Raw genomic sequence first — 21,420 nt, 5'->3', positions numbered from 1 at the left:
ATGAACGGCGGTCGCACAGGCCATGGCCTCGCTCTGAGAGACTGGGGGCGATGAACGAGACACCGACGCGCGTGTACGCCGAGATCGATCTTGACGCCGTACGGGCGAACGTACGCGCCCTGCGCGCGCGGGCACCCCGGGCCGAACTGATGGCCGTCGTCAAGGCGGACGCCTATGGCCACGGCGCGATCCGGTGCGCCCGGGCGGCCCAGGAGGCCGGTGCCACCTGGCTCGGAACCGCCACCCCCGAGGAGGCGCTCGCCCTGCGCGCCGCCGGGATCACCGGACCGGTCCTGTGCTGGCTGTGGACCCCCGGCGGACCCTGGCAGGCCGCCGTCGAGGCCGACCTGGACATCTCCGTCAGCGGCAGCTGGGCCCTCGACGAGGTCCGCAAGGCCGCGCTCGCCGCCGGCCGCACCGCCAGGGTCCAGCTCAAGGCCGACACCGGCCTCGGCCGGGGCGGCTGCCAGCCCGCCGACTGGACCGAGCTCGTCGGCGCGGCCGTCGCCGCCGAGGCCGAGGGCACCGTCAAGATCACCGGGGTCTGGTCCCACTTCGCCTGCGCCGACGAACCCGGCCACCCCTCCATCGCGCTCCAGCTGGCCGCCTTCCGCGACATGCTGGCGTACGCCGAGAAGGAGGGCGTGGAGCCCGAGGTCCGGCACATCGCCAACTCGCCCGCGACCCTGACCCTGCCCGAGAGCCACTTCGACCTCGTGCGCTGCGGCCTCGCCGTCTACGGGGTCTCCCCGGCCCCCGAGCTCGGCACCGCCCGGGAGCTCGGCCTGCGGCCCGCCATGACCCTCAAGGCCTCCGTGGCGCTGGTCAAGACCGTGCCCGCCGGCCACGGGGTGAGCTACGGGCACCACTACGTCACCGAGGCCGAGACGAACCTCGCCCTCATCCCCGCCGGGTACGCGGACGGCATCCCCCGGCACGCCTCCGGGAGCGGCCCCGTCTCCGTCGGCGGCAAGATCCGGCGCGTCGCCGGCCGCGTCGCCATGGACCAGTTCGTCGTCGACCTGGGCGCCGACCTGGTACGCGCCGGGGACGAGGCGGTCCTGTTCGGCCCGGGCGAGCACGGCGAGCCCACGGCCGAGGACTGGGCTCAAGCGGCGCACACGATCGCCTATGAGATCGTCACCCGTATCGGGGTGCGCGTTCCCCGGGTGTACCTGGGCGGCTGAGGGCTGAGTGAGGACGGCGGCGTGGACGGCGTGAGCGAGAACTGGCGCAAGGCGGGGTGGGCCGGCGCCGCGATCGGCGTGATAGCCGCAGGCGCGGCCGCCGGGGTCGCGGTCGAACGGATCACGGTCGGGCGCGGCATGCGCCGCAAGGCGCGCCTCGCGCTGGACGCCACCGGCGACTACGGCTCCCTGCGCGGGACCCCCGGAGCCTGCTACGCCGAGGACGGCACCGAGCTCTACTACGAGGTCGACGAGCCGCCCGAGGGCCCCAAGAAGCGGGGCCGGCTGCGCCGCAAGGACCCGGCCGCGCCCACCGTCGTCTTCTGCCACGGCTACTGCCTGGCCCAGGACTCCTGGCACTTCCAGCGCTCCGCCCTGCGCGGACTGGTCCGCTCCGTGTACTGGGACCAGCGCAGCCACGGCCGCAGCGCGCGCGGCTTCGCCCAGGCCGACGGCGAGCGCGTGACGATCGACCAGCTCGGCCGCGACCTGAAGACCGTCATCGACGCGGCCGTGCCCGATGGCCCGCTGGTCCTGGTGGGCCACTCGATGGGCGGCATGACGATCATGGCGCTGGCCGAGCAGTTCCCCGAGCTGATCCGCGACCGGGTGATCGGCGTGGCCCTGGTCGGCACCTCCAGCGGCCACCTCGACCAGGTGACGTACGGGCTCCCCGCGGTCGGCATGGGCGCCGTGCGCCGGATCCTGCCGCCCGTGCTCAAGGCGCTCGGCTCGCAGGTGGAGCTCGTCGAGCGGGGCCGCCGGGCCACCGCCGACCTCTTCGCCGGCATGATCAAGATGTACTCGTTCGGCGCCCCCCGCGAGGTGGACCCGGGCGTCGCCCGCTTCGCCGAGCGGCTCATCGAGGCCACCCCCATCGACGTGGTCGCCGAGTTCTACCCGGCCTTCCAGATCCACGACAAGAGCGCCGCCCTCCAGCGGTTCGCCGACATCCCCGTCACCGTCATCGCCGGCGACCGCGACATGGTCACCCCCGCCGCGCACAGCCAGGCCATCAAGGACGCGCTTCCGGCCGCCGAGCTCGTGGTCCTGGAGTCCGCCGGGCACCTGATGATGCTGGAGTACCCCGACACGGTGACCGGGCTGCTCACCGAGCTGCTGGCGCGCACCGGCGCGGTGCCGGCAGCGACTAACGTTGGCGGGCATGGAAGAAGTACCGCTGGAAGCGCCGCGAGCCCCGCTCGGTCAGACTCCGCAGCAGGGAGCTGAGGCGCCCGCCGCCGAGGCGCGCATCACCGTCGACTCGCCCGAGGCCATGCAGGGGCTGGGCCGCACCCTCGCCGGCCTGCTCCGCCCGGGTGACCTCGTCCTGTTGACCGGAGAGCTCGGCGCGGGCAAGACCACGCTGACCCGGGGCCTGGGCGAGGGGCTGGGCGTACGGGGCGCCGTGACCTCGCCGACCTTCGTGATCGCCCGGGTCCACCCCTCGCTGAGCGGCGGGCCCGCCCTGGTCCACGTGGACGCGTACCGCCTCGGCGGCGGGCTCGACGAGATGGAGGACCTGGACCTCGACGTCTCGCTGCCCGAGTCCGTGGTCGTCGTGGAGTGGGGCGACGGCAAGGTCGAGGAGCTGTCCGACGACCGGCTGCACGTGGTGATCGCGCGGGCGGTCGGCCACGAGGAGGTCCTGGACGACGTACGAGAGGTCTCGGTGCGCGGGATCGGGGGGCGCTGGGCCGCGCCGGGCGCGCTGGCGGCGCTGTAGGAACCCGGGGCCCCGGGGCGCGCCGTCATGGAGGCGCCGTCCCGGGAGCTGTCCCGGGGGGCCGTCCCGGAAAACGTACCGACAACTCGTCGGCAAGATATTGCGCCGATGGAGTCCGTCGTGGTCACATGGTACGGAGGGCTGGTTAGGTCTACCTAAGTACGGGCCGGCCCAAGCCTGGAGGAGCCATGTCCGCAGCAGGAGTGCAGCGCGACCCCCGCCCGTCCGTCGTCTCCATGGGGGCGCTGCTCGCCGCGGGAGCGGCCGCCACCGCCGTCTCGACGCCACCCGTACGGGAGGTCCCGGACGGGCCCGGGGCCGACCCGGCGGACGTACGCGAAGAGGCCGCCCCGGAGTCCGAAGCGGCCTGAGCGGCCTTGCGCGTTAGCCCGTGCGGGTGAATCCGCGGCGGGTGCGTCAGGGGAGGACGACGACCTTCGAGTTGATCGTCGCGAAGGACCACAGGGCGTCGCCGTCGGCCCGCGTCATCCGGATGCCGCCGGTCTTCTTGCTCGGGTCGGGCTCCGGCATCTGGCCGTCCACCCGGGAGCTGAACCCGACCACGACCCCGTCCGCCGTCGCGAACCGCACGACGTGCTCGATCGGCACCCCGTCCGAGCCCGTGACCGCGCCCGAGCGCGAGTTCACCAGGTACGTGCCCGGCTTCGGGTGCGCCGTACTGGGCATGACCGTGAACGACTTCGGCTCCTGACCGTTCTCGCCGACCAGCCACACCCGCTTCTGGCCCACCGAGTACACGACGCGCGAGCCGGTGCCCGACCCCTCCGGCACGGCCACCGGCTTCGCCGGATCGGCCGCGTGCGCGGACGGGACCGGGGCGGGGGGCGCGGGCTGCTGGGCCGAGGCCTTCGGGGGGTGCGCGGGCGCGGTCGCGGAGGCCTGGTAACCGAGGAAGCCGACGGCGGCGATCGCCGCGACGGTGAGCCCGGCCACGATTCCCGAGCTGCTGCGTGCCACCTTGCTCCACCTCTCCCGTGCTTCCCCTGCGCCGGAACGCGCCCGCCGGGGGGCTTGCGCGCGCCCCGGCCCGCACCTCGGCCGATACCTGGGTCGAAGGTAGCAGCCGGGGTGCCCCGCGACCGGCCGCGAGGGCCCGGCCCCCCGGAGTCGTAGGCTGTTCGCGTGCTCTTGCTCGCTGTAGATACCGCCACGCCCGCCGTCACCGTCGCCCTGCACGACGGCGAGTCCGTCCTCGCCGAGTCGAACCAGGTCGACGCCCGCCGCCACGGGGAGCTCCTGCTGCCCTCCGTCGACCAGGTCCTCGCGGAGGCCGGGCTGAAGCTCGACGCCCTCACGGGCATCGTCGTCGGCGTCGGCCCCGGCCCGTACACCGGGCTGCGCGTGGGCCTCGTGACCGCCTCCACCTTCGCCACCGTGCTCGGCATCCCCGTGCACGGCCTGTGCACCCTCGACGGGCTCGCGTACGCCGCGGGCACCGCCGGGATCGAGGGCCCCTTCACCGTGGCCACCGACGCGCGGCGCAAGGAGGTCTACTGGGCCCGGTACGAGGACCCGCGCACCCGCGTCGGCGAGCCCGTCGTGGACCGCCCGGCCGACATCGCCGAGCGGGTCGCCGGCGTGCCCGCGGTGGGCCAGGGCGCGCTGCTGTACCCGGACGTCTTCACCGACGCACGGGCCCCCGAGCACCAGAGCGCCGCCGCGCTCGCCTCCCTGGCCGTGGAACGGCTGGCGGCCGGGGCGGAGTTCCTCCCGCCGACGCCGCTCTACCTGCGCCGCCCCGACGCGCAGGTGCCCAAGAACTACAAGGTGGTCACCCCGCAGTGACGGCACCGACGGCAGTGACAGCGGTACTGCGCGAGATGCGCTGGTGGGACATCGAGCCGGTGCTGGAACTGGAGCACGAGCTGTTCCCCGAGGACGCCTGGTCCGCGGGGATGTTCTGGTCCGAGCTCGCCCACGCCCGCGGCCCGCACGCCACCCGCCGCTACGTGGTCGCCGACGACCCCGCCACCGGCCGCATCGTCGGCTACGCCGGACTGGCCGCCGCCGGTGACCTGGCCGACGTACAGACCATCGCGGCCGCGCGCGACCAGTGGGGAACCGGGCTCGGCGCCCGGCTCCTCACCGACCTGCTGCGCGCCGCCACCGCGTTCGAGTGCGCCGAGGTGCTGCTGGAGGTACGGGTGGACAACACCCGCGCCCAGAAGCTCTACGAGCGCTTCGGCTTCGAGCCGATCGGCTTCCGGCGGGGCTACTACCAGCCCGGCAACGTGGACGCGCTCGTGATGCGCCTGACCGACCCCGCACAAGCGACGACTGAAAGCACTGAGAGCAATGGCTGACGAACCGCTCGTCCTCGGCATCGAGACCTCCTGCGACGAGACCGGCGTCGGCGTGGTCCGCGGCACGACCCTGCTGGCCGACGCGATCGCCTCCAGCGTGGACGAGCACGCCCGCTTCGGCGGCGTCGTCCCCGAGGTGGCCTCCCGGGCGCACCTGGAGGCGATGGTCCCGACCATCGAGCGCGCCCTGAAGGAGGCCGGGGTCAGCGCCCGCGACCTCGACGGCATCGCCGTCACGGCGGGCCCCGGTCTCGCGGGCGCCCTGCTGGTGGGCGTCTCGGCCGCCAAGGCGTACGCGTACGCGCTCGGCAAGCCGCTGTACGGCGTGAACCACCTGGCCTCGCACATCTGCGTGGACCAGCTGGAGCACGGACCACTGCCGGAGCCGACCATGGCCCTGCTGGTGTCCGGCGGCCACTCCTCGCTGCTGCTGGCCCCGGACATCACCTCCGACGTGCGGCCGCTGGGCGCGACCATCGACGACGCGGCGGGCGAGGCCTTCGACAAGATCGCGCGCGTGCTGCAGCTGGGCTTCCCCGGCGGCCCGGTCATCGACCGGCTCGCCCGGGAGGGCGACCCGAAGGCGATCAACTTCCCGCGCGGGCTGACGGGGCCGCGCGACGCGGCGTACGACTTCTCCTTCTCCGGGCTCAAGACGGCGGTCGCCCGCTGGATCGAGGCGAAGCGGAACGCGGGCGAAGAGGTGCCGGTGCGCGATGTGGCGGCGTCCTTCCAGGAGGCCGTGGTGGACGTGCTGACCCGCAAGGCGATCCGCGCGTGCAAGGACGAAGGCGTCGACCACCTGATGATCGGCGGCGGTGTGGCCGCCAATTCCCGGCTGCGTTCGCTGGCCCAGGAGCGCTGCGACGACGCGGGGATCATCCTGCGGGTGCCGCGGCCGAAGCTGTGCACGGACAACGGCGCGATGGTGGCGGCGCTGGGCGCCGAGATGGTCAAGCGGAACCGGCCGGCCTCGGACTGGGACCTGTCGGCGGACTCCTCGCTGCCGGTGACGGACCCGCACGTGCCGGGCACCGGAGACCCCGACGCGCCCGCCCACGCGCACGGTCACTCCCACGCGCACGGTCACGACCACGACCACGTGCACGAGTTGAGCAAGGACAACCTCTACTGATGAGCACCGTCGCGCTGATGTGGGAGGCTCGGGCCGCCGCGGGCCGGGGCAACGAGCTGCTGGAGTGGGCCCGTTCGCAGGTGCTGGAGCGTGAGCCGGTCCGCCGTGAGCTGCTGCGGGCCCCGCAGGAGAGGGTGTTGGTCGTCACCTGGTGGGAGGCGGCCGAGGGAGTGGCGGCCGAGCTGCCCGAACTCCCGGAGCCCGCGCCGGATCTGATCACCCGTCCGGTGCACCGCTGGCGGTTCGAGTCGGTGGAGACCAGCGGGACCTGACACATACGAGGCGCCCTCCAGCGGCTCGTGAGCGGGACTCGGGTCCGCGGCCGATATCGTCATGAGCATGCCTCGCCGTGACCTGCCGCCTCCACCGCCTCCGGCCCATTTGCGCGACTGGCTGGACGAGAACGCCGTACGCGCCGACCGCGCCCGGTTCCTCAAGGACCTGGGCCGGCGCAGCCTGGGCCTGGGGCGGCTGCTGCTGCTCTGGGCCGTCGCCGCCGTCTTCGCGCTCGGCTGGTCCTTCGTCGGGATGGCCCTGATGTCCTTCGAGACGCCGGGCGATCCGCTCTCGTACCTCTTCGGCCTGATCTTCGGCCTGCTCGGCGCGGGCGTGCTGATCCCGGCGGGGTTCTGGTTCGCCCGCGGCGCCCGGCGCGACCGGCTGGTCCACCACCTGCTGTGCGCCTGGGCGGAGTCGGGCCGGGACCCGGCCGCCGACGCGCGGGTCCGCGCCCCCGGGCTGAGCCTGACCTGGCTGCTGGCCTCCTTCGCGCTGGGCGCGCTCGGGCTGTACGTGACCTTCGGCTCGGCGGCGTCGGCCCGCCCGGGTATCACCACGTACGGGGAGGTCACGTACTACATGGGCCTCGGGATGATCCTGTGGATCACCGGCCTGCTGGGCCTCGGCAAGGCCGGCGCGCACTACCGGTGGGCGGTGCGCGCCTTCCGTGGCGGCGCCACGGCGCGCTGACGGGCGCTACGGCGCGCTGACGGGCGCCACGGCGGGCTGACGGGCGCTACGGCGTGCTGACGGGCGCGCCGATCAGCATCGAGGGGGCACCCGCGACCCGGGTCAGGAAGACGGTCGCGGAGTGCGGCCCCTGCGGCTTGACCCTCTTGCGCAGTTCCTCGGGCTCGACGGCCGACCCGCGCTTCTTGACGGTCAGGATGCCGACCTCCCGCTCGCGCAGCAGGGCCTTCAGCTTCTTGAGGCCGAACGGGAGCACGTCGGTGATCTCGTACGCGGTGGCGTACGGGGTCGCGCGCAGCTCGTCGGCGGTGACGTACGCGATGGTCGGGTCGATGAGCCGGCCGCCCAGCTGCTCGGCGACCTCGGCGACGAGGTGGGCGCGGATCACGGCGCCGTCGGGCTCGTAGAGGTAGCGGCCGACCGGCCCGGCCGCGGGGTCGGGCAGCGGATCGATGGTGTGCAGGGTGCGCGGGCCGGGCAGCAGGGTGGCCCGTACGGTGCCGGGCGCGGTCCCGAACCACAGCACGGCCTCCTTCACGTCCCCCTGGTCCGAGATCCACTCGGCCTCGGCCTCCGCCGGCACGGCCTCGTGCGGGATCCCGGGGGCGATCTTGACGGCCGCGTACTCGGCCCTGCGGGCGGCCTCGACGGCCCACGACAGCGGCGGTGAGTAGCTCTCGGGGTCGAAGGTCCGGCCGCGGCCGGACCGCCGGGCCGGGTCGAGGAAGACGGCGTCGTGGCCGGAGGTGTCCACGTCGGTCACATCTGCCTCGCGGACCTCGATGAGCTTCGCCAGCCCCAGGGCCTCGGCGTTGGCGCGGGCGACGGCGACGGTCAGCGGGTCGCGGTCCACGGCCAGGACGCGGATGCCGAGCCGGGCCAGGGCGAGGGCGTCCCCGCCGATCCCGCAGCACAGGTCCGCGACGCTGCGCACGCCGAGCTCCGCGAGCCGTCCGGCGCGGTAGGAGGCCACCGAGGCGCGGGTGGCCATCTCGCCGCCGCCGGGCGTGAAGTACATCCGGAACGCGTCCTCGGCCCCGAACTTCGCCACCGCGCGCTGCCGCAGCCGGGCCTGCCCGAGCGCGGCGGAGACCAGCGCGGCGGGGTGCTCGCGGCGCAGCCGGGTGGCGACGGCGAGGTCCTGGGCGGGGTCGTGGTCGCGGAGGGAGTCGAGGAGGGCGCGGCCCTCGGGGGCGAGGAGCGCGGCGAAGTCTTCGGGGGTCACGCCTCCATTGTCGGCTCCCCCGCCGGCGGGGGTGCGTGTGGGCCGGTCGGAGGAACGTGGCGCCCCGGTGCGCGGTGTCGTCCGGGAAGCGAGCGTGTCGGGTGCCAGGATGCGCTGCTATGCAGCTAGTCGGACAAACGGAACATAAGACGCTTCATGGTCACCGGTCCGCGGCGGGTCCGCGCGGCCGCGTCGGGGTGGCGCTGGCCGCACTGCTGGTCGCCGCCCTCGGAACGGGATGCGGCTCCGCCGCCGACACCGCGCCCGCCCGCAAGGGCGGCAAGGCCGCGGACGCACCCGCGGGCGCGGCCGGTGCCGTCGCCAACCCGGCCGAGCAGCAGAAGGCCGCCCGCCAGGCCGTGATCGCCGCGGCGAAGCGCTGGAAGCTGGCCAAGCCGCCGCTGGCCGCCCCGCCCGCCCCGAAGACGAAGCCGGAGATCACCACCCGCGAGGGCTTCGAGGTCGAGGGCCAGGACGAACTCCCGCCCGTCTTCACCACCGTCCCCACGGAGGACAAGGTCGTCTTCCTGACGATCGACGACGGGGCGGAGAAGGACCCCGAGTTCCTCAAGATGATGCAGGAGCTGAAGATCCCGTACACGGCGTTCCTCAGCGACTACCTCGTCCGCGACAACTACCCGTACTTCAAGCAGATGCAGGCCGCCGGCGTCTCGCTGAACAACCACACGCTCAACCACCGCTACATGCCGGCGCTCTCGTACGAGGAGCAGCACGAGGAGATCTGCGGGCAGCAGGACACCATCCAGAAGCAGTTCGGCAAGCGGCCGACACTCTTCCGGCCGCCGTACGGCAACTACAACCAGGACACCCTGCGCGCGGCGAAGTCCTGCGGCATCAAGGCGGTCCCGCTGTGGAACGCGGAGGCCTTCGTGAACCGCATGGACTGGCGGGAATGGGACCGCGACCTCCACCCTGGAGACATCATCCTGACCCATTTCCGGGGCCGGGAGGACTGGAAGGGCACCATGCCTGACATGATCCGTCATGTCATGAAGACCGTCACGGACAAGGGGTACGCCGTGGCCCGCCTGGAGGACTACTTGTGAGGTACGCGCGCCGGTTGACAGTCGCGACGCTGGCGGCCGGCGCGCTCGCGCTGTCCCTGACGGGGTGCGGGGACAGCGCTGCCCCGGTCGAAAGACTGGGTACCGCAACACCGAAGGCGACGCAGCCGACGACGACCGCGTCGCCCTCCCCCTCCGGCGCGCCGGGGGACGAGGCGTACAGGAAGTGGGGCCTGAAGGCCCCCCTGGAATTCGCCCCCAAGCCGGCGCAGAAGCCCGCGCTGGTCCCGGCGGCCCCGGGCAAGGCCCAGGTGGTGGACCGAATACCCGTCCCGCCCACCGACAAGGTCGTCTTCCTGACCTTCGACGACGGCGCGGAGAAGGACCCGGAATTCCTGAAGATGGCGGCCGACCTCAAGCTGCCGATCAGCATGTTCCTGACGGACAACATCGCCTCGTCGGACTACGGCCACTTCGAGAAGCTCCGCGACAACGGCTCCGGCAGCACGATCAACAACCACACCCTGACGCACCCGAACCTCCGGACCCTGCCCTTCGCGGCGCAGAAGAAGGAGATATGCGGCCAGCAGGAACACCTGGAGAAGCGCTTCGGCACCAAGCCGGTCCGCTTCCGCCCGCCGTACGGCAACTACAACGACGACACCCTCAAGGCCGCCTCCGAATGCGGCATCTCGCAGGTGATCCTGTGGCGCGTGTCGATGCAGATCAACAACTTCCAGTACGCCGAGGGCTCCGCCCTCAAGCCGGGCGACATCATCCTGGCCCACTTCCGCGGCCCCTCCGAACTCAAGGGCTCGACGGAGATCCAGATGACCACCCGCATGCTCCAGCGCATACAGGAGCAGGGCTACCGCATAGGCCGCCTGGAGGACTACCTGTAGCCCGCGCGGCTCTCCAATGCGTCGATGTACGCGGCGGGCACGATGTTGCCGAGTGCGGTCGTGAATTCGAGCCCGGACGTGTCCCTGAGTCTGGCAAGCCGCACCCGCCGGCCGACGCCCCCGTCCGGAACGTCCTCCTCGACCACGCCCATCAGCTCGCCCTCGACCCCGGAGGCGATGTCCCGCACCCGCTGCCCCAGCAGCCGATGCTGCGTGCCCGCGTACGGCTCAGCCATCGGACGGCTCCTCGAAGGAGTCGATGAATCGTTCCCAGCCGACGCGGGCCCGCACGAGAAGGTCACAGCTCTGCGTCAGGGCCGGGGGCGGGTCTCCCGATTCTTCGATGTCGAGCCCGCCATGGGCGCAGCCGTGGATGATCAGGCCGGTCATGGGTACTCCCTGAGACGGCAGTGGGCGGCCAACTTTCGGCCTGGTCACTGCTTGGTGTGAAGAGGTAACCCCACGCACCCCCTCCGCGAGTACCGTTGGAGGCTCGAAGAAGCATGCAAGCCATGCATCCGTCGGGAGTTGCTCATGGCGCAACGCTCACGCACACCGAACACCGGGCTGTCGACCCTGCTGGAACAGGCCGGATGGTCGAGAAGCCAGTTCGCTTCGATCGTCAATCGTGTCGGAGCTGAAGCCGGGCTCGTCCTCAAGTACGGCCAGCCGGCCGTCTCGCAGTGGGTGGCAGGCCACCAACCGCGACCGCAGGTCAGGGCGCTGATCATCGAGGCGTTCGAGCGGAAACTGGCCAGGCCGGTCACGTACGCGGAGGCGGGCCTCACCGGTTCGGCGGATCCGGCCAGCCCGGACACCGTGCGGGACCTCGTAGACCTCGGAAGGGCCGACATGGATCCAACTCGTCGCCGAGTGCTCGCCGCAGGCGTTTTCTCGGCAGCGCTCGCCATCCCGTCGTTCCCGGCCTTGGCGCGAGCGGACAGCCCCGAGCCGATAAGGCCAGGCAAGGCGACGACGCGTATCGGACAGGCACAGGTCACCGCTGTGGAGGCGATGACGGACCGGATCGCGGACATCCTCGACGAACTCGGCGCCGGGCATGCCAGGCCGATGGCGGCGGCTTTCCTCGTGAACACGGTGGCGCCGTGGCTGAAGGCCGAGGCGGCGGCTCCCGTGCGGCGGAGCATGCTCGCGGCGGCCTCGGACCTCGTGTACCTCACGGGATGGATGGCCATGTACGAGCGGCAGCACCGCCTGGGCCAGGACTACTACGTGTCCGCGCTCAAGTTGGCCGGGGAAGCCGAGGAGCACGTCACCTACTGCCGCACCCTGCGCGGCATGTCCCTCCAGGCTTCCAACCTCGGATACGGCCGGCGGGCCCTGGAACTCGCCGATTCGGCGGCGGAGGCGGCACCTGCGGCCGGACCCCGGCTCGTGGCTTTCGTACGCGGACAGCAGGCTCACGGTGCGGCCATGGTGGGAGACAAGCGCCAGGCGTTCGCCCGGTTGCGGGAGGCCGAGGAGGCGCTCGCCCAGGCGGACGACCGGAGGGATTCGGTCGGCGGGTACGACCGGACTGCCTACCTGTTCCACGTCGCGCACGTGCAGCACGAGACCAAGGACGTGCCGGGGTCGGTCCGCACGCTTCGGGAGTCGATCCGGGTCCAACCCGTGAATGAGCGGCAGGGCCGGATGCACGCTTACGGGCTCCTCGCCCAGCGGCAGCTGTCCATCGGCCACGTCGAGGCCGCGTGCGAGTCCTGGGACCGGTTCCTGGACGATTACGAGGGGCTCTCGTCGGCTCGCGGTGACGAGCACTTCGAGGTGATGACCATGCGGCTGCGTTCCTACGGCACCGTCCGGAGGGTCCGTGACCTGCGGGAGCGGGCCCGGCACGTGGGCAGCCTCAAGGGCTGACGCACTCGCCGGACTGCTCCTCAGCCCCGGGTCAGCCCCGGGCGGCCGGTTCGGGCGCCGCGGTGGGCGTGATCGTCGTTTCCGCCGGGCCGCGGGCGTCCGCCTCGCGCTGGCGTTCCGCGCTGTCGCTGATGCGGAGGAGCAGGGCGATCATGATCCAGTTGGCCAGGAGGGACGAGCCGCCCTTCGCCAGGAACGGCAGCGCCTTGCCCGTCAGCGGGATCAGGCCCGTCACACCGCCCGCCACCACGAAGACCTGGAGCGCCAGCGCCGCCGACAGGCCCACCGCCAGCAGCTTCCCGAACGGGTCGCGGGCACCCAGCGCCATCCGCAGCCCCCGCTGGACCAGCAGCGCGTACAGGAGCAGCACCGCCATGACCCCGGCCAGGCCCAGCTCCTCGCCCACCGTGGTCAGGATGAAGTCGCTGCGCCCCGCGAAGCCGATCAGTTCCGGGTGCCCCATCCCCAGCCCCGTACCGGACATGCCGCCGGTGCCGAAGCTGAACAGGGCCTGGGCGGACTGGTCCGAGATGACCCCCGGCGGGCGGTCCTTCCAGTAGTACGACAGCGGCTCCAGCCACGCCGCCACGCGGCCCTTGACGTGCGGTTCCGTCGAGCCCACCACGAAGGCCCCGACGCCGGCCATGAGCATGCCCGTCACGATCCAGCTGGTGCGCTCCGTGGCGACGTACAGCATCACCACGAACACGCCGAAGAAGATCAGCGACGTACCCAGGTCCCGCTCGAAGACCAGCACCAGCAGCGACACGATCCAGACCGTGATGATCGGCCCGAGCTGGCGCATCGGCGGCAGCCGCACCCCGAGGAACTTCCGGCCCGTCAGGGCGAGCGAATCGCGGTGGATGACCAGGTAGCCCGCGAAGAAGATCGAGATCATGATCTTCACGAACTCGCCCGGCTGGAGCGAGAAGCCGAAGAGGATGATCCAGCGCTTCGCGCCGTACGTGTCCGCACCGAAGAACGCCGGCGCGATCAGCAGCACCAGCGCGACCGCCATCGTGATGTAGATGAACCGCTGCAGCAGCCGGTGGTCGCGCAGCAGCGCCACCACCGCGAGGCACGCGGCCACGCCGATCACCGTCCACAGCAGCTGCCCCGGCGCGTTCGCGTCGCCGCCGTACCGCGCGATGTACGACTGGTCCAGCCGGTGCAGCAGCACCAGCCCCAGCCCCGACAGCAGCACGGCGAGCGGGAAGACCAGCGGATCCGCGTACGCCGCGAACCGGCGCACGCCCAGGTGCCCCACCAGCGCCAGCAGCGTCATGCTGATCGTGAACCCGGTCAGGTTGGCGGGCAGCTCGCCGTTCATCGCCAGGCCGGCGCTCGCGTGTCCGAAGACGGTGAGGGCGACGACGAAGACCAGGAGCAGCGCCTCGGTACGGCGGCGCGCGCCGGCCGTCGTCAGCGGCCTCAGTCCACGCACGGGACGCCGCCACCGTCGACGGCGGAGCTGCCGCTCGCGGCCGGAGCCGGCGCGGGGGCAGCCGGTCCCGGAGGCGCCCCCGGTGCGCCGCTCGGGCTCGCGCCCGGGCTCGGAGCGGACGGGGAGGCGGAAGCCCCCGGTCCGATCTGCTCGGCAATGAGGCGCTTTATCTTCATATCGTCTACGACGTTTATGTCCTCGCCATGGTTCCTTCCGAAGCGTTCCACGGGCAGGGTCGTGAAGGCCACCTTCCCGCCGGACAGGTTCTTCGCCTGCTTCACGAACGACAGCAGGTCCCAGCCCGCGTCCGTCACGACGTCCTGTTTCGCGACGTCGATCAGCTTCATGAGCTTGACCGGATCGGTGAAGGTCCCGGCCGAGTCCAGCTTCTGCGTGGCGCCCGCCAGGAAGGCCTGCTGCCGCCTCGTCCGGTCCAGATCGCCCCTGTCCAGCCCGTGCCGCTGCCGTACGAAGGCCAGGGACTGCTGCCCGTTCAGGCTCTGGCGGCCCGCCGGGAAGTCGGCGCCCGAGAAGGTGTCCCGTACCGGCCGCTTCAGGCACACCGGCACGCCGCCCAGGGCCTCCGCCAGGTGGTAGAAACCGGCCAGGTTGAGTTCGGCGAAGTGATCGACGGGGACGCCCAGGAAGTTCCGCACCGTCTCGATCTGCGCCGTGCGGCCGGCCTCCCGCCCCGCGCGCTCCAGCTGCCGCCGGTCCTTGACCCCCTGGGCCGCGAGCCGGTCCTCCTCCCCGGCCTTCGCCAGCCCGTACGCCTTCTTGATCTTGTCCTTGCCGTGCCCCGGGATGTCGACGAAGTCGTCGCGCGGGACCGAGAAGGCCTTGGCCTGGCCGCCGTCGCCGGGGACGTGGAGCAGGATCAGCGTGTTCGCGTTGTAGCCGCCGATGTCGGAGCTGCCCGCGTGCAGTTTGTCGAGGACCTCCGCCGGCAGCTCCTCGCCGTTCTGGTCGCGGCGGCTGTCCAGGCCCATCAGCAGGATGTTGGTGTCGCCGTACTTCGACTTCTCGGCGCCCTCCAGGGCCTTGGAGCTGCCGATGCTGCCGGCCAGGTCGCGGTACACGTACCAGGCGCCGGCGGCGGCCGTGACCGCCAGCGCGCAGACGGCGACGAGCAGGGTACGGGCGATGCGGCGGTGACGGCGTGGGCCGCGGGAACGGCGTGGCCGGCGGGCGGGGTGGCTGGTCTTCCTCCGGTGCGCGCTCATGCCAGTCGATGGTGGGGGAGGGGCGCTGAAGGAATCCTGAGAGACCTGAAGGCCCGTTCAGGACCCGGCGCCGTTCAGGACCCGGCGCCGTTCAGGACCGGCGCCGTTCAGGACCCGGCGCACCGGGCCGGCCCGCGGGGACCGCGCGGCCCGACGCGCGGCCCGCCGACCGGCACGCGCAGGACGAAGCGGATACCGGTGCCGCCGCCCGCCCGGGGCTCCAGCGCCCGCGCCTCGCCCCCGTGCGCGCGGGCCGTCTCGCGGACGATGGCCAGGCCGAGGCCCGTACCGCCGCCCGCGCGCCCGCGGTCCGGGTCCAGGCGGACGAACCGCTCGAAGACCCGGTCGCGGTCGGCCGCCGCGATGCCGGGGCCGTCGTCCTCGACCTCCAGCACCGCCCATCCGCTCCCGCCGGGGTCCGCCGGCTCGGTGGCCGCCCGTACGACGACCCCCGTACGGGCGTGCCGCAGCGCGTTGTCCACCAGATTGGCCAGCGCCCGCTCCAGCCGCGCCGGATCCCCGGCCGCCGGTACGGGCTCCCGCGCGTCCAGCCGGAGCGGGACCCGGGGCTCCGGGCGCCGGGCCAGCTCCTCCGCGGCCAGCAGCGCCAAGTCCACCGGCTCGGTCCGCGGCAGGGGACCGCCGTCGAGCCGGGCGAGCAGCAGCAGGTCCGCGGCGATGCGCTGGAGCCGCTCGGTATCGGCCAGCGCGGCCGCGACCGACTCCCGGTCGGGGCGGCCGCCGGCCAGCGCCACCTCCAGCCGGGACCGGACGGCGGCCAGCGGGTTGCGCAGCTCGTGGGAGGCGTCGGCGGTGAACTGCCGCTGGCGGGCGTCGGACCGCTCCAGCCGGTCGAGGGTGTCGTTGACGGTCCGGGCCAGCTGGGCGATCTCGTCCGCCCCGCCTGGGTCCGGAACCCGGCGGTCCAGCTCGCTGGCGGTGACGGCCGCGAGCTCGGTGCGGATCGCGGTGACCGGGCGCAGGGCGTGTCCCGTCACCCACCAGGCGAGGGCCGCCGCGAAGCCGATCAGCGGGGGTGCGCCGGCGAGCAGGCCGAGGGCGATGGCGCGGGTCGCGTCGTCCACGTCGCCGAGCACGGTGACGGCGTACACCTCGTGCCCGCCGGGCGCGTCGACCGCGACCACCGCGCGCCGCTCCCCGCCGGGGTGCGAGGGCGGCAGGACGGCGGAGCGGGAGTCCTCGCCTGATGCGCCCGATACGCCTGATGCGCCCGACGCCCCGGACGCCCCGGACGCCCCGGACGCCCCGGACGCTCCGGCCCCGGGCGGGCGCAGGCCGCCGAGGTCGGGGGCCCCGGAGAGGTCCCCGGTGGAGGCGACGGTCCGCCCCCGCGCGTCCCGTACGAGGACCAGGTCGACCCCGCTCTCCGGTGCGGGGAGCCGCCCGCCGGGCAGGGCGTGGCCTTCGAGCTGGGCGGCGACCTTGCGGGCGGCCAGTTCCGTGCGGCCGGTGGTGTTGTCGAGGAGGTTGGCCCGCAGCAGGGTGTACAGCCACAGCCCGCCGGCGCCCAGTACGGCGGCCATGGCGAGGGCCGCGGCCACCGCGGCCCGGCGCCGCAGCGGGCCCGGGCTCGTCCTGGATTCAGCCACCGTCGGGGGCCATGCGGTAGCCGGTGCCGTGGACGGTGAGGATCGAGCGGCGGCCGAAGGGCGCGTCGATCTTCTTGCGCAGCGAGGAGACGTACACCTCGACGATGTTCTGGTCGACGGCGTGGGGGACGTCCCAGACCTGGTCCAGGATGTCCTGCTTGGCGACGGCCAGGCCGGGCCGCTCCATGAGGCAGGCGAGCACGCCGAGCTCGCGGGCGGTGAGCTCGATGTCGTGCCCGCCGCGGCGGCATCGGCGGCCGGCGGGGTCGAGGACGAGGTCACCGGCCTGGAGGGTGGGCCGGGGGCCGGCCGATCCGGCCGCCGCCCGCCGGGCGAGGGCGCGCAGGCGGGCGGCCAGGACGACGAACGAGAAGGGCTTGGTCAGGTAGTCGTCGGCGCCGCAGTCCAGGCCTTCGGCCTCGTCGTACTCGCCGTCCTTGGCGGTCAGCATGAGGACGGGCGTCGGGTCGCCGTCGGCCCGCAGGCGGGCGCAGACCTCGTACCCGCTGAGACCGGGCAGCATCACGTCGAGCAGGACGGCGTCGTACGGGCCGGTGCGGGCGAGGTCCAGCCCGCGGTGGCCGTCATGGGCGAGGTCGACCCAGTGGCCGTCGGCGCACAGGCCGCGCCGCAGTGATTCGGCGAGGCCCTCTTCGTCTTCGACCACGAGAATGCGCACGACCCCAACTGTCACATACCGCCCGTCCGTGGCCCCCGGGCCCGGCCTCGGGCGGGGCGTGGGGGAGGCCGGGGGAGACCCCCGATCCGGACGACCCGGGGGAGCGTGTTGGCACTCCGCTTGACCGAGTGCTAATCACCGGAATAGTCTCGCACCTGGCACTCGCCACCGGTGAGTGCCAACACAGCGACGGGCAGGTCCGGCACCCGCGACGACGGATCCACCTGGTCGCCACCCAGACAGTTAGCCCCGTGAGATCTCCGAAGGGGGAGGTCGGATCGTGACGACCACCAGCTCCAAGGTTGCCATCAAGCCGCTTGAGGACCGCATCGTGGTCCAGCCGCTCGACGCCGAGCAGACCACGGCTTCCGGCCTGGTCATCCCGGACACCGCGAAGGAGAAGCCCCAGGAGGGCGTCGTCCTCGCCGTGGGCCCGGGCCGCTTCGAGGACGGCCAGCGTCTCCCGCTGGACGTCAGCGTCGGCGACATCGTGCTGTACAGCAAGTACGGCGGCACCGAAGTGAAGTACAGCGGCGAGGAGTACCTCGTCCTCTCGGCTCGCGACGTGCTCGCGATCATCGAGAAGTAGTTCACCGAAGCATTGCTTTGAGCTGCGCCCCTGGTCACCCCGCTGATTGCCGGGCGGCAAGGGGCGCAGTTCGTTAAACCCGAGTTTTCGAGAGGGCTGAACCGCTCCCATGGCGAAGATCCTGAAGTTCGACGAGGACGCCCGTCGCGCCCTCGAGCGCGGCGTCAACAAGCTGGCCGACACGGTGAAGGTGACGATCGGCCCCAAGGGCCGCAACGTCGTCATCGACAAGAAGTTCGGCGCCCCCACCATCACCAACGACGGTGTCACCATCGCTCGCGAGGTCGAGCTGGACGACCCGTACGAGAACCTGGGCGCGCAGCTCGTGAAGGAGGTGGCGACCAAGACCAACGACATCGCGGGTGACGGCACCACCACCGCCACCGTGCTGGCCCAGGCGCTGGTCCGCGAGGGTCTGCGCAACGTCGCCGCCGGCGCCTCCCCGGCCGCCCTCAAGAAGGGCATCGACGCCGCGGTCAAGGCCGTGTCCGAGGAGCTCCTCGCGACCGCCCGCCCGATCGAGGACAAGTCCGACATCGCCGCCGTGGCCGCGCTCTCCGCGCAGGACCAGCAGGTCGGCGAGCTCATCGCCGAGGCGATGGACAAGGTCGGCAAGGACGGTGTCATCACCGTCGAGGAGTCCAACGCCTTCGGCCTGGAGCTGGAGTTCACCGAGGGCATGGCCTTCGACAAGGGCTACCTCTCCCCGTACATGGTGACCGACCAGGAGCGTATGGAGGCCGTCCTCGACGACCCGTACATCCTGATCAACCAGGGCAAGATCTCCTCGATCCAGGACCTCCTGCCGCTGCTGGAGAAGGTCATCCAGGCCGGCGCCTCCAAGCCGCTCCTGATCATCGCCGAGGACGTCGAGGGCGAGGCGCTCTCCACCCTCGTCGTCAACAAGATCCGCGGCACCTTCAACGCCGTCGCCGTCAAGGCGCCCGGCTTCGGTGACCGCCGCAAGGCGATGCTCCAGGACATGGCCACCCTCACCGGTGCCACCGTCATCGCCGAGGAGGTCGGCCTCAAGCTCGACCAGGCCGGTCTGGACGTACTCGGTTCCGCGCGCCGCGTGACCATCTCCAAGGACGACACCACGATCGTCGACGGCGGCGGCAGCGCCGACGAGGTCCTCGGCCGCGTCAACCAGATCAAGGCCGAGATCGAGTCCACGGACTCGGACTGGGACCGCGAGAAGCTGCAGGAGCGCCTGGCCAAGCTGGCCGGCGGCGTCTGCGTCATCAAGGTCGGCGCCGCCACCGAGGTGGAGCTCAAGGAGAAGAAGCACCGCCTTGAGGACGCCATCTCGGCGACCCGCGCCGCGGTCGAGGAGGGCATCGTCTCCGGCGGTGGCTCCGCGCTCGTCCACGCCGTCAAGGTCCTGGAGAACAACCTCGGTCTGACCGGCGACGAGGGCACGGGTGTCGCGGTCGTCCGCCGCGCCGCCGTCGAGCCGCTGCGCTGGATCGCCGAGAACGCCGGCCTTGAGGGCTACGTCATCACCTCGAAGGTCGCCGAGCTCGACAAGGGCCAGGGCTTCAACGCCGCCACCGGCGAGTACGGCGACCTGGTCAAGGCCGGCGTCATCGACCCGGTCAAGGTCACCCGCTCCGCGCTGGAGAACGCCGCTTCCATCGCCTCCCTGCTGCTCACGACCGAGACCCTGGTCGTCGAGAAGCCGGCCGAGGAAGAGGGCGACGCCGGTCACGGCCACGGTCACGGCCACAGCCACTGATCGAGCCCCACGCCGAGAAGGCCCCGTTCCGCATCTGCGGAACGGGGCCTTCCCCGTGGGTGCGGCGCCGTCACATCGCGCCGAGTTCCCTCATCAGGCGCATGGCGTCGTAGTGCCACCAGCCTTCCTTGATCATCGCGTCCTCGCAGCGGAAGACCGTCGTGCCGGTCATCGTGCAGTCCTTGCCGGTCGGGGCGATGCCCATGAACTCGCCCTTGTGCTTGCCGTTCCAGGTCCACAACGTGGTGACGTGGTCGTCCTGCGCCGTCTGGGCGTCCCGCGTGAAGGTGAAGTCGAAGGCGCTGCGCCACGCCTGCACGTCCTCGCGGATGCCGTCGCGGCCGACCTTGACCTCGGGCCGGCTGATGTCGTGGTCCCGGTAGTCCGCCGCGAAGATCTCGTCCACGACCGACATGTCGCCCTTCACGGCGACCTCTTCGAACATGCGGTTCGCGAGCAGCGTGTTGAGGTGCTCGTCGCGTACGACGTCCAGGTTGGTGAACCGGGGCATCCCGTCGCAGAGGGCCATCATCTCCTGGAACATCGTGTCCGTCTCCGGGAGGTGAGAGTTCTTCATGGCCGCTTCGTACGACGGGAATTCGACGATGTCGAGGAAGTGGGTGTCGGACTCCCGGTCCCGGCCCACCACCGAGTGGGACACGGTGCGCTTGCCCTTCGTCTTCGCCAGGTACCGGTCGATGACCTCGTTGACGGCCTCGGGCCTGCTGGTCTCGTAATCGACTATTTGTACGAATGTCATGGCGCACTCCCGCGCTGGAAGGGACACGTCCAGTTTAGGGAGATTTCACCCGTTCAGCCGGTTTCGGGCCGGCCTGCCCGCGCCCCACTCGGACTACTGCGGGCCGTACTTCCGGCCCGTACGCGAGGAGACCCCGCCCAGCAGCCCGCGCGGGGTCAGCTTCACCAGGCCCATCAGCGCCTTGTACCGCGGGTCCGGGACCGAGACGGTCTTGCCGCGCGCCAGGTCGTCCAGGGCCGCCGCCACCAGCTTGTCCGCGTCCAGCCACATCCAGTTGGGGATGTTGTCCGTACCCATGCCGGCCCGCTGGTGGAACTCGGTGCGCACGAAGCCCGGGCACAGCGCCATCAGCCGTACGCCCGATCCGGACAGGTCCCGCGCCGCGCCCTGCGTGAACTGCACGACCCAGGCCTTGCTCGCCCCGTACGTCCCGCGCGGTACGAACGCCGCCACCGAGGCCACGTTGACGACGCCGCCCCGGCCCCGCGAGCGCATCGACTCGGTGGCCGCCGAGGTCAGCCGCAGGACCGCCTCGACGTGCACCTTGAGCATGGTGAGCTCGTCGGCCATGGAGACTTCGAGGTAGCGGCCCTTGTTGCCGAAGCCCGCGTTGTTGACCAGCAGGTCCACCGGGTGCGTACGGTCGCCCAGGCGGCGCTCCACGGCGGCGATGCCCTCGTCGGTGGACAGGTCGGCGGTCAGTACCTCGGCCTCGATGCCGTGCCGGTCGTGCAGCTCGGTGGCCTGCTCGCCGAGGCGCTTCGTATCCCTGGCCACCAGTACGAGGTTGTGCCCCTGGGCGGCGAGCCGCCGGGCGAACGCGGAGCCGATGCCCGCCGTGGATCCCGTAATCAACGCAGTCGTCATAGGCGCAACCTAGCCGCCTCCGGCGACAGCTCAAGAGGAGCCCGCCGGGCGGTACCCCTTCGTGATCACCGGCGCCGCGCACCGTCGCTTCCCGCTGCGGAACCGCTACTTCCGGCTACGAAAACCCCCTGCTCCCGCC

At 72.2% G+C, this 21,420-nt stretch carries 24 protein-coding genes; 14 read left to right on the top strand and 10 right to left on the bottom strand.

The window, feature by feature from the left end; all coding sequences use genetic code 11:
- The first annotated feature begins 50 nt into the window (after positions 1-50).
- From alr to CP980_RS13605, 4 genes are all read left to right on the top strand, one after another.
- Positions 51-1,187, top strand: coding sequence for an alanine racemase (alr, locus tag CP980_RS13620; protein WP_132759751.1), 1,137 nt, complete (start codon positions 51-53; stop codon positions 1,185-1,187).
- A gap of 30 nt (positions 1,188-1,217) precedes the next feature.
- Positions 1,218-2,417: an alpha/beta fold hydrolase gene (locus CP980_RS13615; protein ID WP_150530216.1), complete on the top strand. Its 1,200-nt coding sequence runs from the start codon at positions 1,218-1,220 to the stop codon at positions 2,415-2,417.
- Positions 2,353-2,913, top strand: a complete 561-nt coding sequence (gene tsaE / locus CP980_RS13610; protein ID WP_268257436.1) for a tRNA (adenosine(37)-N6)-threonylcarbamoyltransferase complex ATPase subunit type 1 TsaE — start codon at positions 2,353-2,355, stop codon at positions 2,911-2,913. The genes CP980_RS13615 and tsaE overlap by 65 nt, the downstream gene beginning before the upstream one ends.
- A gap of 188 nt (positions 2,914-3,101) precedes the next feature.
- Entirely contained in the window at positions 3,102-3,284 is a 183-nt protein-coding gene (locus tag CP980_RS13605; RefSeq protein ID WP_132759752.1) for a hypothetical protein, read from the top strand.
- A gap of 46 nt (positions 3,285-3,330) precedes the next feature.
- Here CP980_RS13605 and CP980_RS13600 read toward each other — a convergent pair whose 3' ends face one another.
- Positions 3,331-3,891, bottom strand: coding sequence for a hypothetical protein (locus CP980_RS13600; protein WP_150528277.1), 561 nt, complete (start codon positions 3,889-3,891; stop codon positions 3,331-3,333).
- A 165-nt stretch (positions 3,892-4,056) separates the two neighbouring features.
- Between CP980_RS13600 and tsaB the strand changes: the two genes are divergently transcribed.
- The 5 genes from tsaB (at position 4,057) to CP980_RS13575 (ending at position 7,341) form a co-directional block, all read left to right on the top strand.
- Entirely contained in the window at positions 4,057-4,719 is a 663-nt protein-coding gene (gene tsaB, locus CP980_RS13595) for a tRNA (adenosine(37)-N6)-threonylcarbamoyltransferase complex dimerization subunit type 1 TsaB (RefSeq protein ID WP_150528276.1), read from the top strand.
- Positions 4,720-4,754: 35 nt separating this feature from the next.
- Positions 4,755-5,237, top strand: coding sequence for a ribosomal protein S18-alanine N-acetyltransferase (rimI, locus tag CP980_RS13590; RefSeq protein WP_132759824.1), 483 nt, complete (start codon positions 4,755-4,757; stop codon positions 5,235-5,237).
- Complete coding sequence (gene tsaD, locus CP980_RS13585; RefSeq protein WP_132759755.1) at positions 5,230-6,372, top strand: tRNA (adenosine(37)-N6)-threonylcarbamoyltransferase complex transferase subunit TsaD; 1,143 nt, start codon at positions 5,230-5,232, stop codon at positions 6,370-6,372. The genes rimI and tsaD overlap by 8 nt, the downstream gene beginning before the upstream one ends.
- The gene (locus tag CP980_RS13580; RefSeq protein ID WP_099889915.1) at positions 6,372-6,644 is read left to right on the top strand and encodes a hypothetical protein; all 273 of its coding nucleotides are present in this window, start codon (positions 6,372-6,374) and stop codon (positions 6,642-6,644) included. Before tsaD ends, CP980_RS13580 begins: the two co-directional genes overlap by 1 nt.
- A 67-nt stretch (positions 6,645-6,711) precedes the next feature.
- A complete protein-coding gene (locus CP980_RS13575) occupies positions 6,712-7,341 on the top strand; it encodes a hypothetical protein (protein WP_229907158.1) in 630 nt (209 codons plus the stop codon).
- A gap of 46 nt (positions 7,342-7,387) precedes the next feature.
- Here the strand turns inward: CP980_RS13575 and CP980_RS13570 are convergent, their stop codons facing one another.
- On the bottom strand, positions 7,388-8,566 hold the full coding sequence (locus tag CP980_RS13570; protein WP_150528274.1) for a THUMP-like domain-containing protein: 1,179 nt from the start codon (positions 8,564-8,566) through the stop codon (positions 7,388-7,390).
- Positions 8,567-8,685: 119 nt separating this feature from the next.
- On the opposite strand from CP980_RS13570, the gene CP980_RS13565 reads away from it, so the two are divergent.
- Entirely contained in the window at positions 8,686-9,633 is a 948-nt protein-coding gene (locus CP980_RS13565) for a polysaccharide deacetylase family protein (protein ID WP_132759758.1), read from the top strand.
- A gap of 14 nt (positions 9,634-9,647) precedes the next feature.
- Positions 9,648-10,493, top strand: coding sequence for a polysaccharide deacetylase family protein (locus tag CP980_RS13560; RefSeq protein ID WP_132759759.1), 846 nt, complete (start codon positions 9,648-9,650; stop codon positions 10,491-10,493).
- On the opposite strand, the gene CP980_RS13555 is transcribed toward CP980_RS13560, so the two are convergent.
- Together CP980_RS13555 and CP980_RS35105 are read right to left on the bottom strand one after the other, a co-directional pair.
- Positions 10,484-10,729: a hypothetical protein gene (locus CP980_RS13555; protein WP_132759760.1), complete on the bottom strand. Its 246-nt coding sequence runs from the start codon at positions 10,727-10,729 to the stop codon at positions 10,484-10,486. The genes CP980_RS13560 and CP980_RS13555 overlap by 10 nt on opposite strands.
- Positions 10,722-10,883, bottom strand: coding sequence for a hypothetical protein (locus tag CP980_RS35105; protein WP_165937391.1), 162 nt, complete (start codon positions 10,881-10,883; stop codon positions 10,722-10,724). The genes CP980_RS13555 and CP980_RS35105 overlap by 8 nt, the downstream gene beginning before the upstream one ends.
- 144 nt (positions 10,884-11,027) lie before the next feature.
- Here CP980_RS35105 and CP980_RS13550 point away from each other — a divergent pair, with 144 nt between their 5' ends.
- Positions 11,028-12,371 (top strand): NsdA family TPR-like regulatory protein, encoded by a 1,344-nt coding sequence (locus tag CP980_RS13550; protein ID WP_150530215.1) that lies wholly within the window; start codon positions 11,028-11,030, stop codon positions 12,369-12,371.
- 31 nt (positions 12,372-12,402) lie between these two features.
- On the opposite strand, the gene CP980_RS13545 is transcribed toward CP980_RS13550, so the two are convergent.
- From CP980_RS13545 to CP980_RS13530, 4 genes are all read right to left on the bottom strand, one after another.
- On the bottom strand, positions 12,403-13,815 hold the full coding sequence (locus CP980_RS13545) for an FtsW/RodA/SpoVE family cell cycle protein (RefSeq protein WP_132759762.1): 1,413 nt from the start codon (positions 13,813-13,815) through the stop codon (positions 12,403-12,405).
- Complete coding sequence (locus tag CP980_RS13540) at positions 13,803-15,038, bottom strand: LCP family protein (RefSeq protein WP_150528273.1); 1,236 nt, start codon at positions 15,036-15,038, stop codon at positions 13,803-13,805. Before CP980_RS13540 ends, CP980_RS13545 begins: the two co-directional genes overlap by 13 nt.
- 107 nt (positions 15,039-15,145) lie before the next feature.
- The gene (locus tag CP980_RS13535) at positions 15,146-16,648 is read right to left on the bottom strand and encodes a sensor histidine kinase (protein WP_150528272.1); all 1,503 of its coding nucleotides are present in this window, start codon (positions 16,646-16,648) and stop codon (positions 15,146-15,148) included.
- Positions 16,641-17,327, bottom strand: a complete 687-nt coding sequence (locus CP980_RS13530; protein ID WP_150528271.1) for a response regulator transcription factor — start codon at positions 17,325-17,327, stop codon at positions 16,641-16,643. The genes CP980_RS13535 and CP980_RS13530 overlap by 8 nt, the downstream gene beginning before the upstream one ends.
- A gap of 280 nt (positions 17,328-17,607) precedes the next feature.
- On the opposite strand from CP980_RS13530, the gene groES reads away from it, so the two are divergent.
- Positions 17,608-17,916, top strand: coding sequence for a co-chaperone GroES (gene groES, locus CP980_RS13525; RefSeq protein WP_030154760.1), 309 nt, complete (start codon positions 17,608-17,610; stop codon positions 17,914-17,916).
- A 109-nt stretch (positions 17,917-18,025) separates the two neighbouring features.
- The gene (gene groL / locus CP980_RS13520; RefSeq protein WP_132759766.1) at positions 18,026-19,654 is read left to right on the top strand and encodes a chaperonin GroEL; all 1,629 of its coding nucleotides are present in this window, start codon (positions 18,026-18,028) and stop codon (positions 19,652-19,654) included.
- 70 nt (positions 19,655-19,724) lie between these two features.
- On the opposite strand, the gene CP980_RS13515 is transcribed toward groL, so the two are convergent.
- Positions 19,725-20,414, bottom strand: a complete 690-nt coding sequence (locus tag CP980_RS13515; protein WP_150528270.1) for an ester cyclase — start codon at positions 20,412-20,414, stop codon at positions 19,725-19,727.
- 93 nt (positions 20,415-20,507) lie between these two features.
- Complete coding sequence (locus CP980_RS13510; RefSeq protein WP_099889905.1) at positions 20,508-21,281, bottom strand: SDR family NAD(P)-dependent oxidoreductase; 774 nt, start codon at positions 21,279-21,281, stop codon at positions 20,508-20,510.
- Positions 21,282-21,420: the final 139 nt, after the last annotated feature.

Origin of the sequence: Streptomyces vinaceus (assembly GCF_008704935.1) — a bacterium.
In the GTDB taxonomy this organism is placed as follows: Bacteria; Actinomycetota; Actinomycetes; order Streptomycetales; family Streptomycetaceae; genus Streptomyces; species Streptomyces vinaceus.
This window is presented reverse-complemented; position numbering and strand designations above follow the sequence as displayed.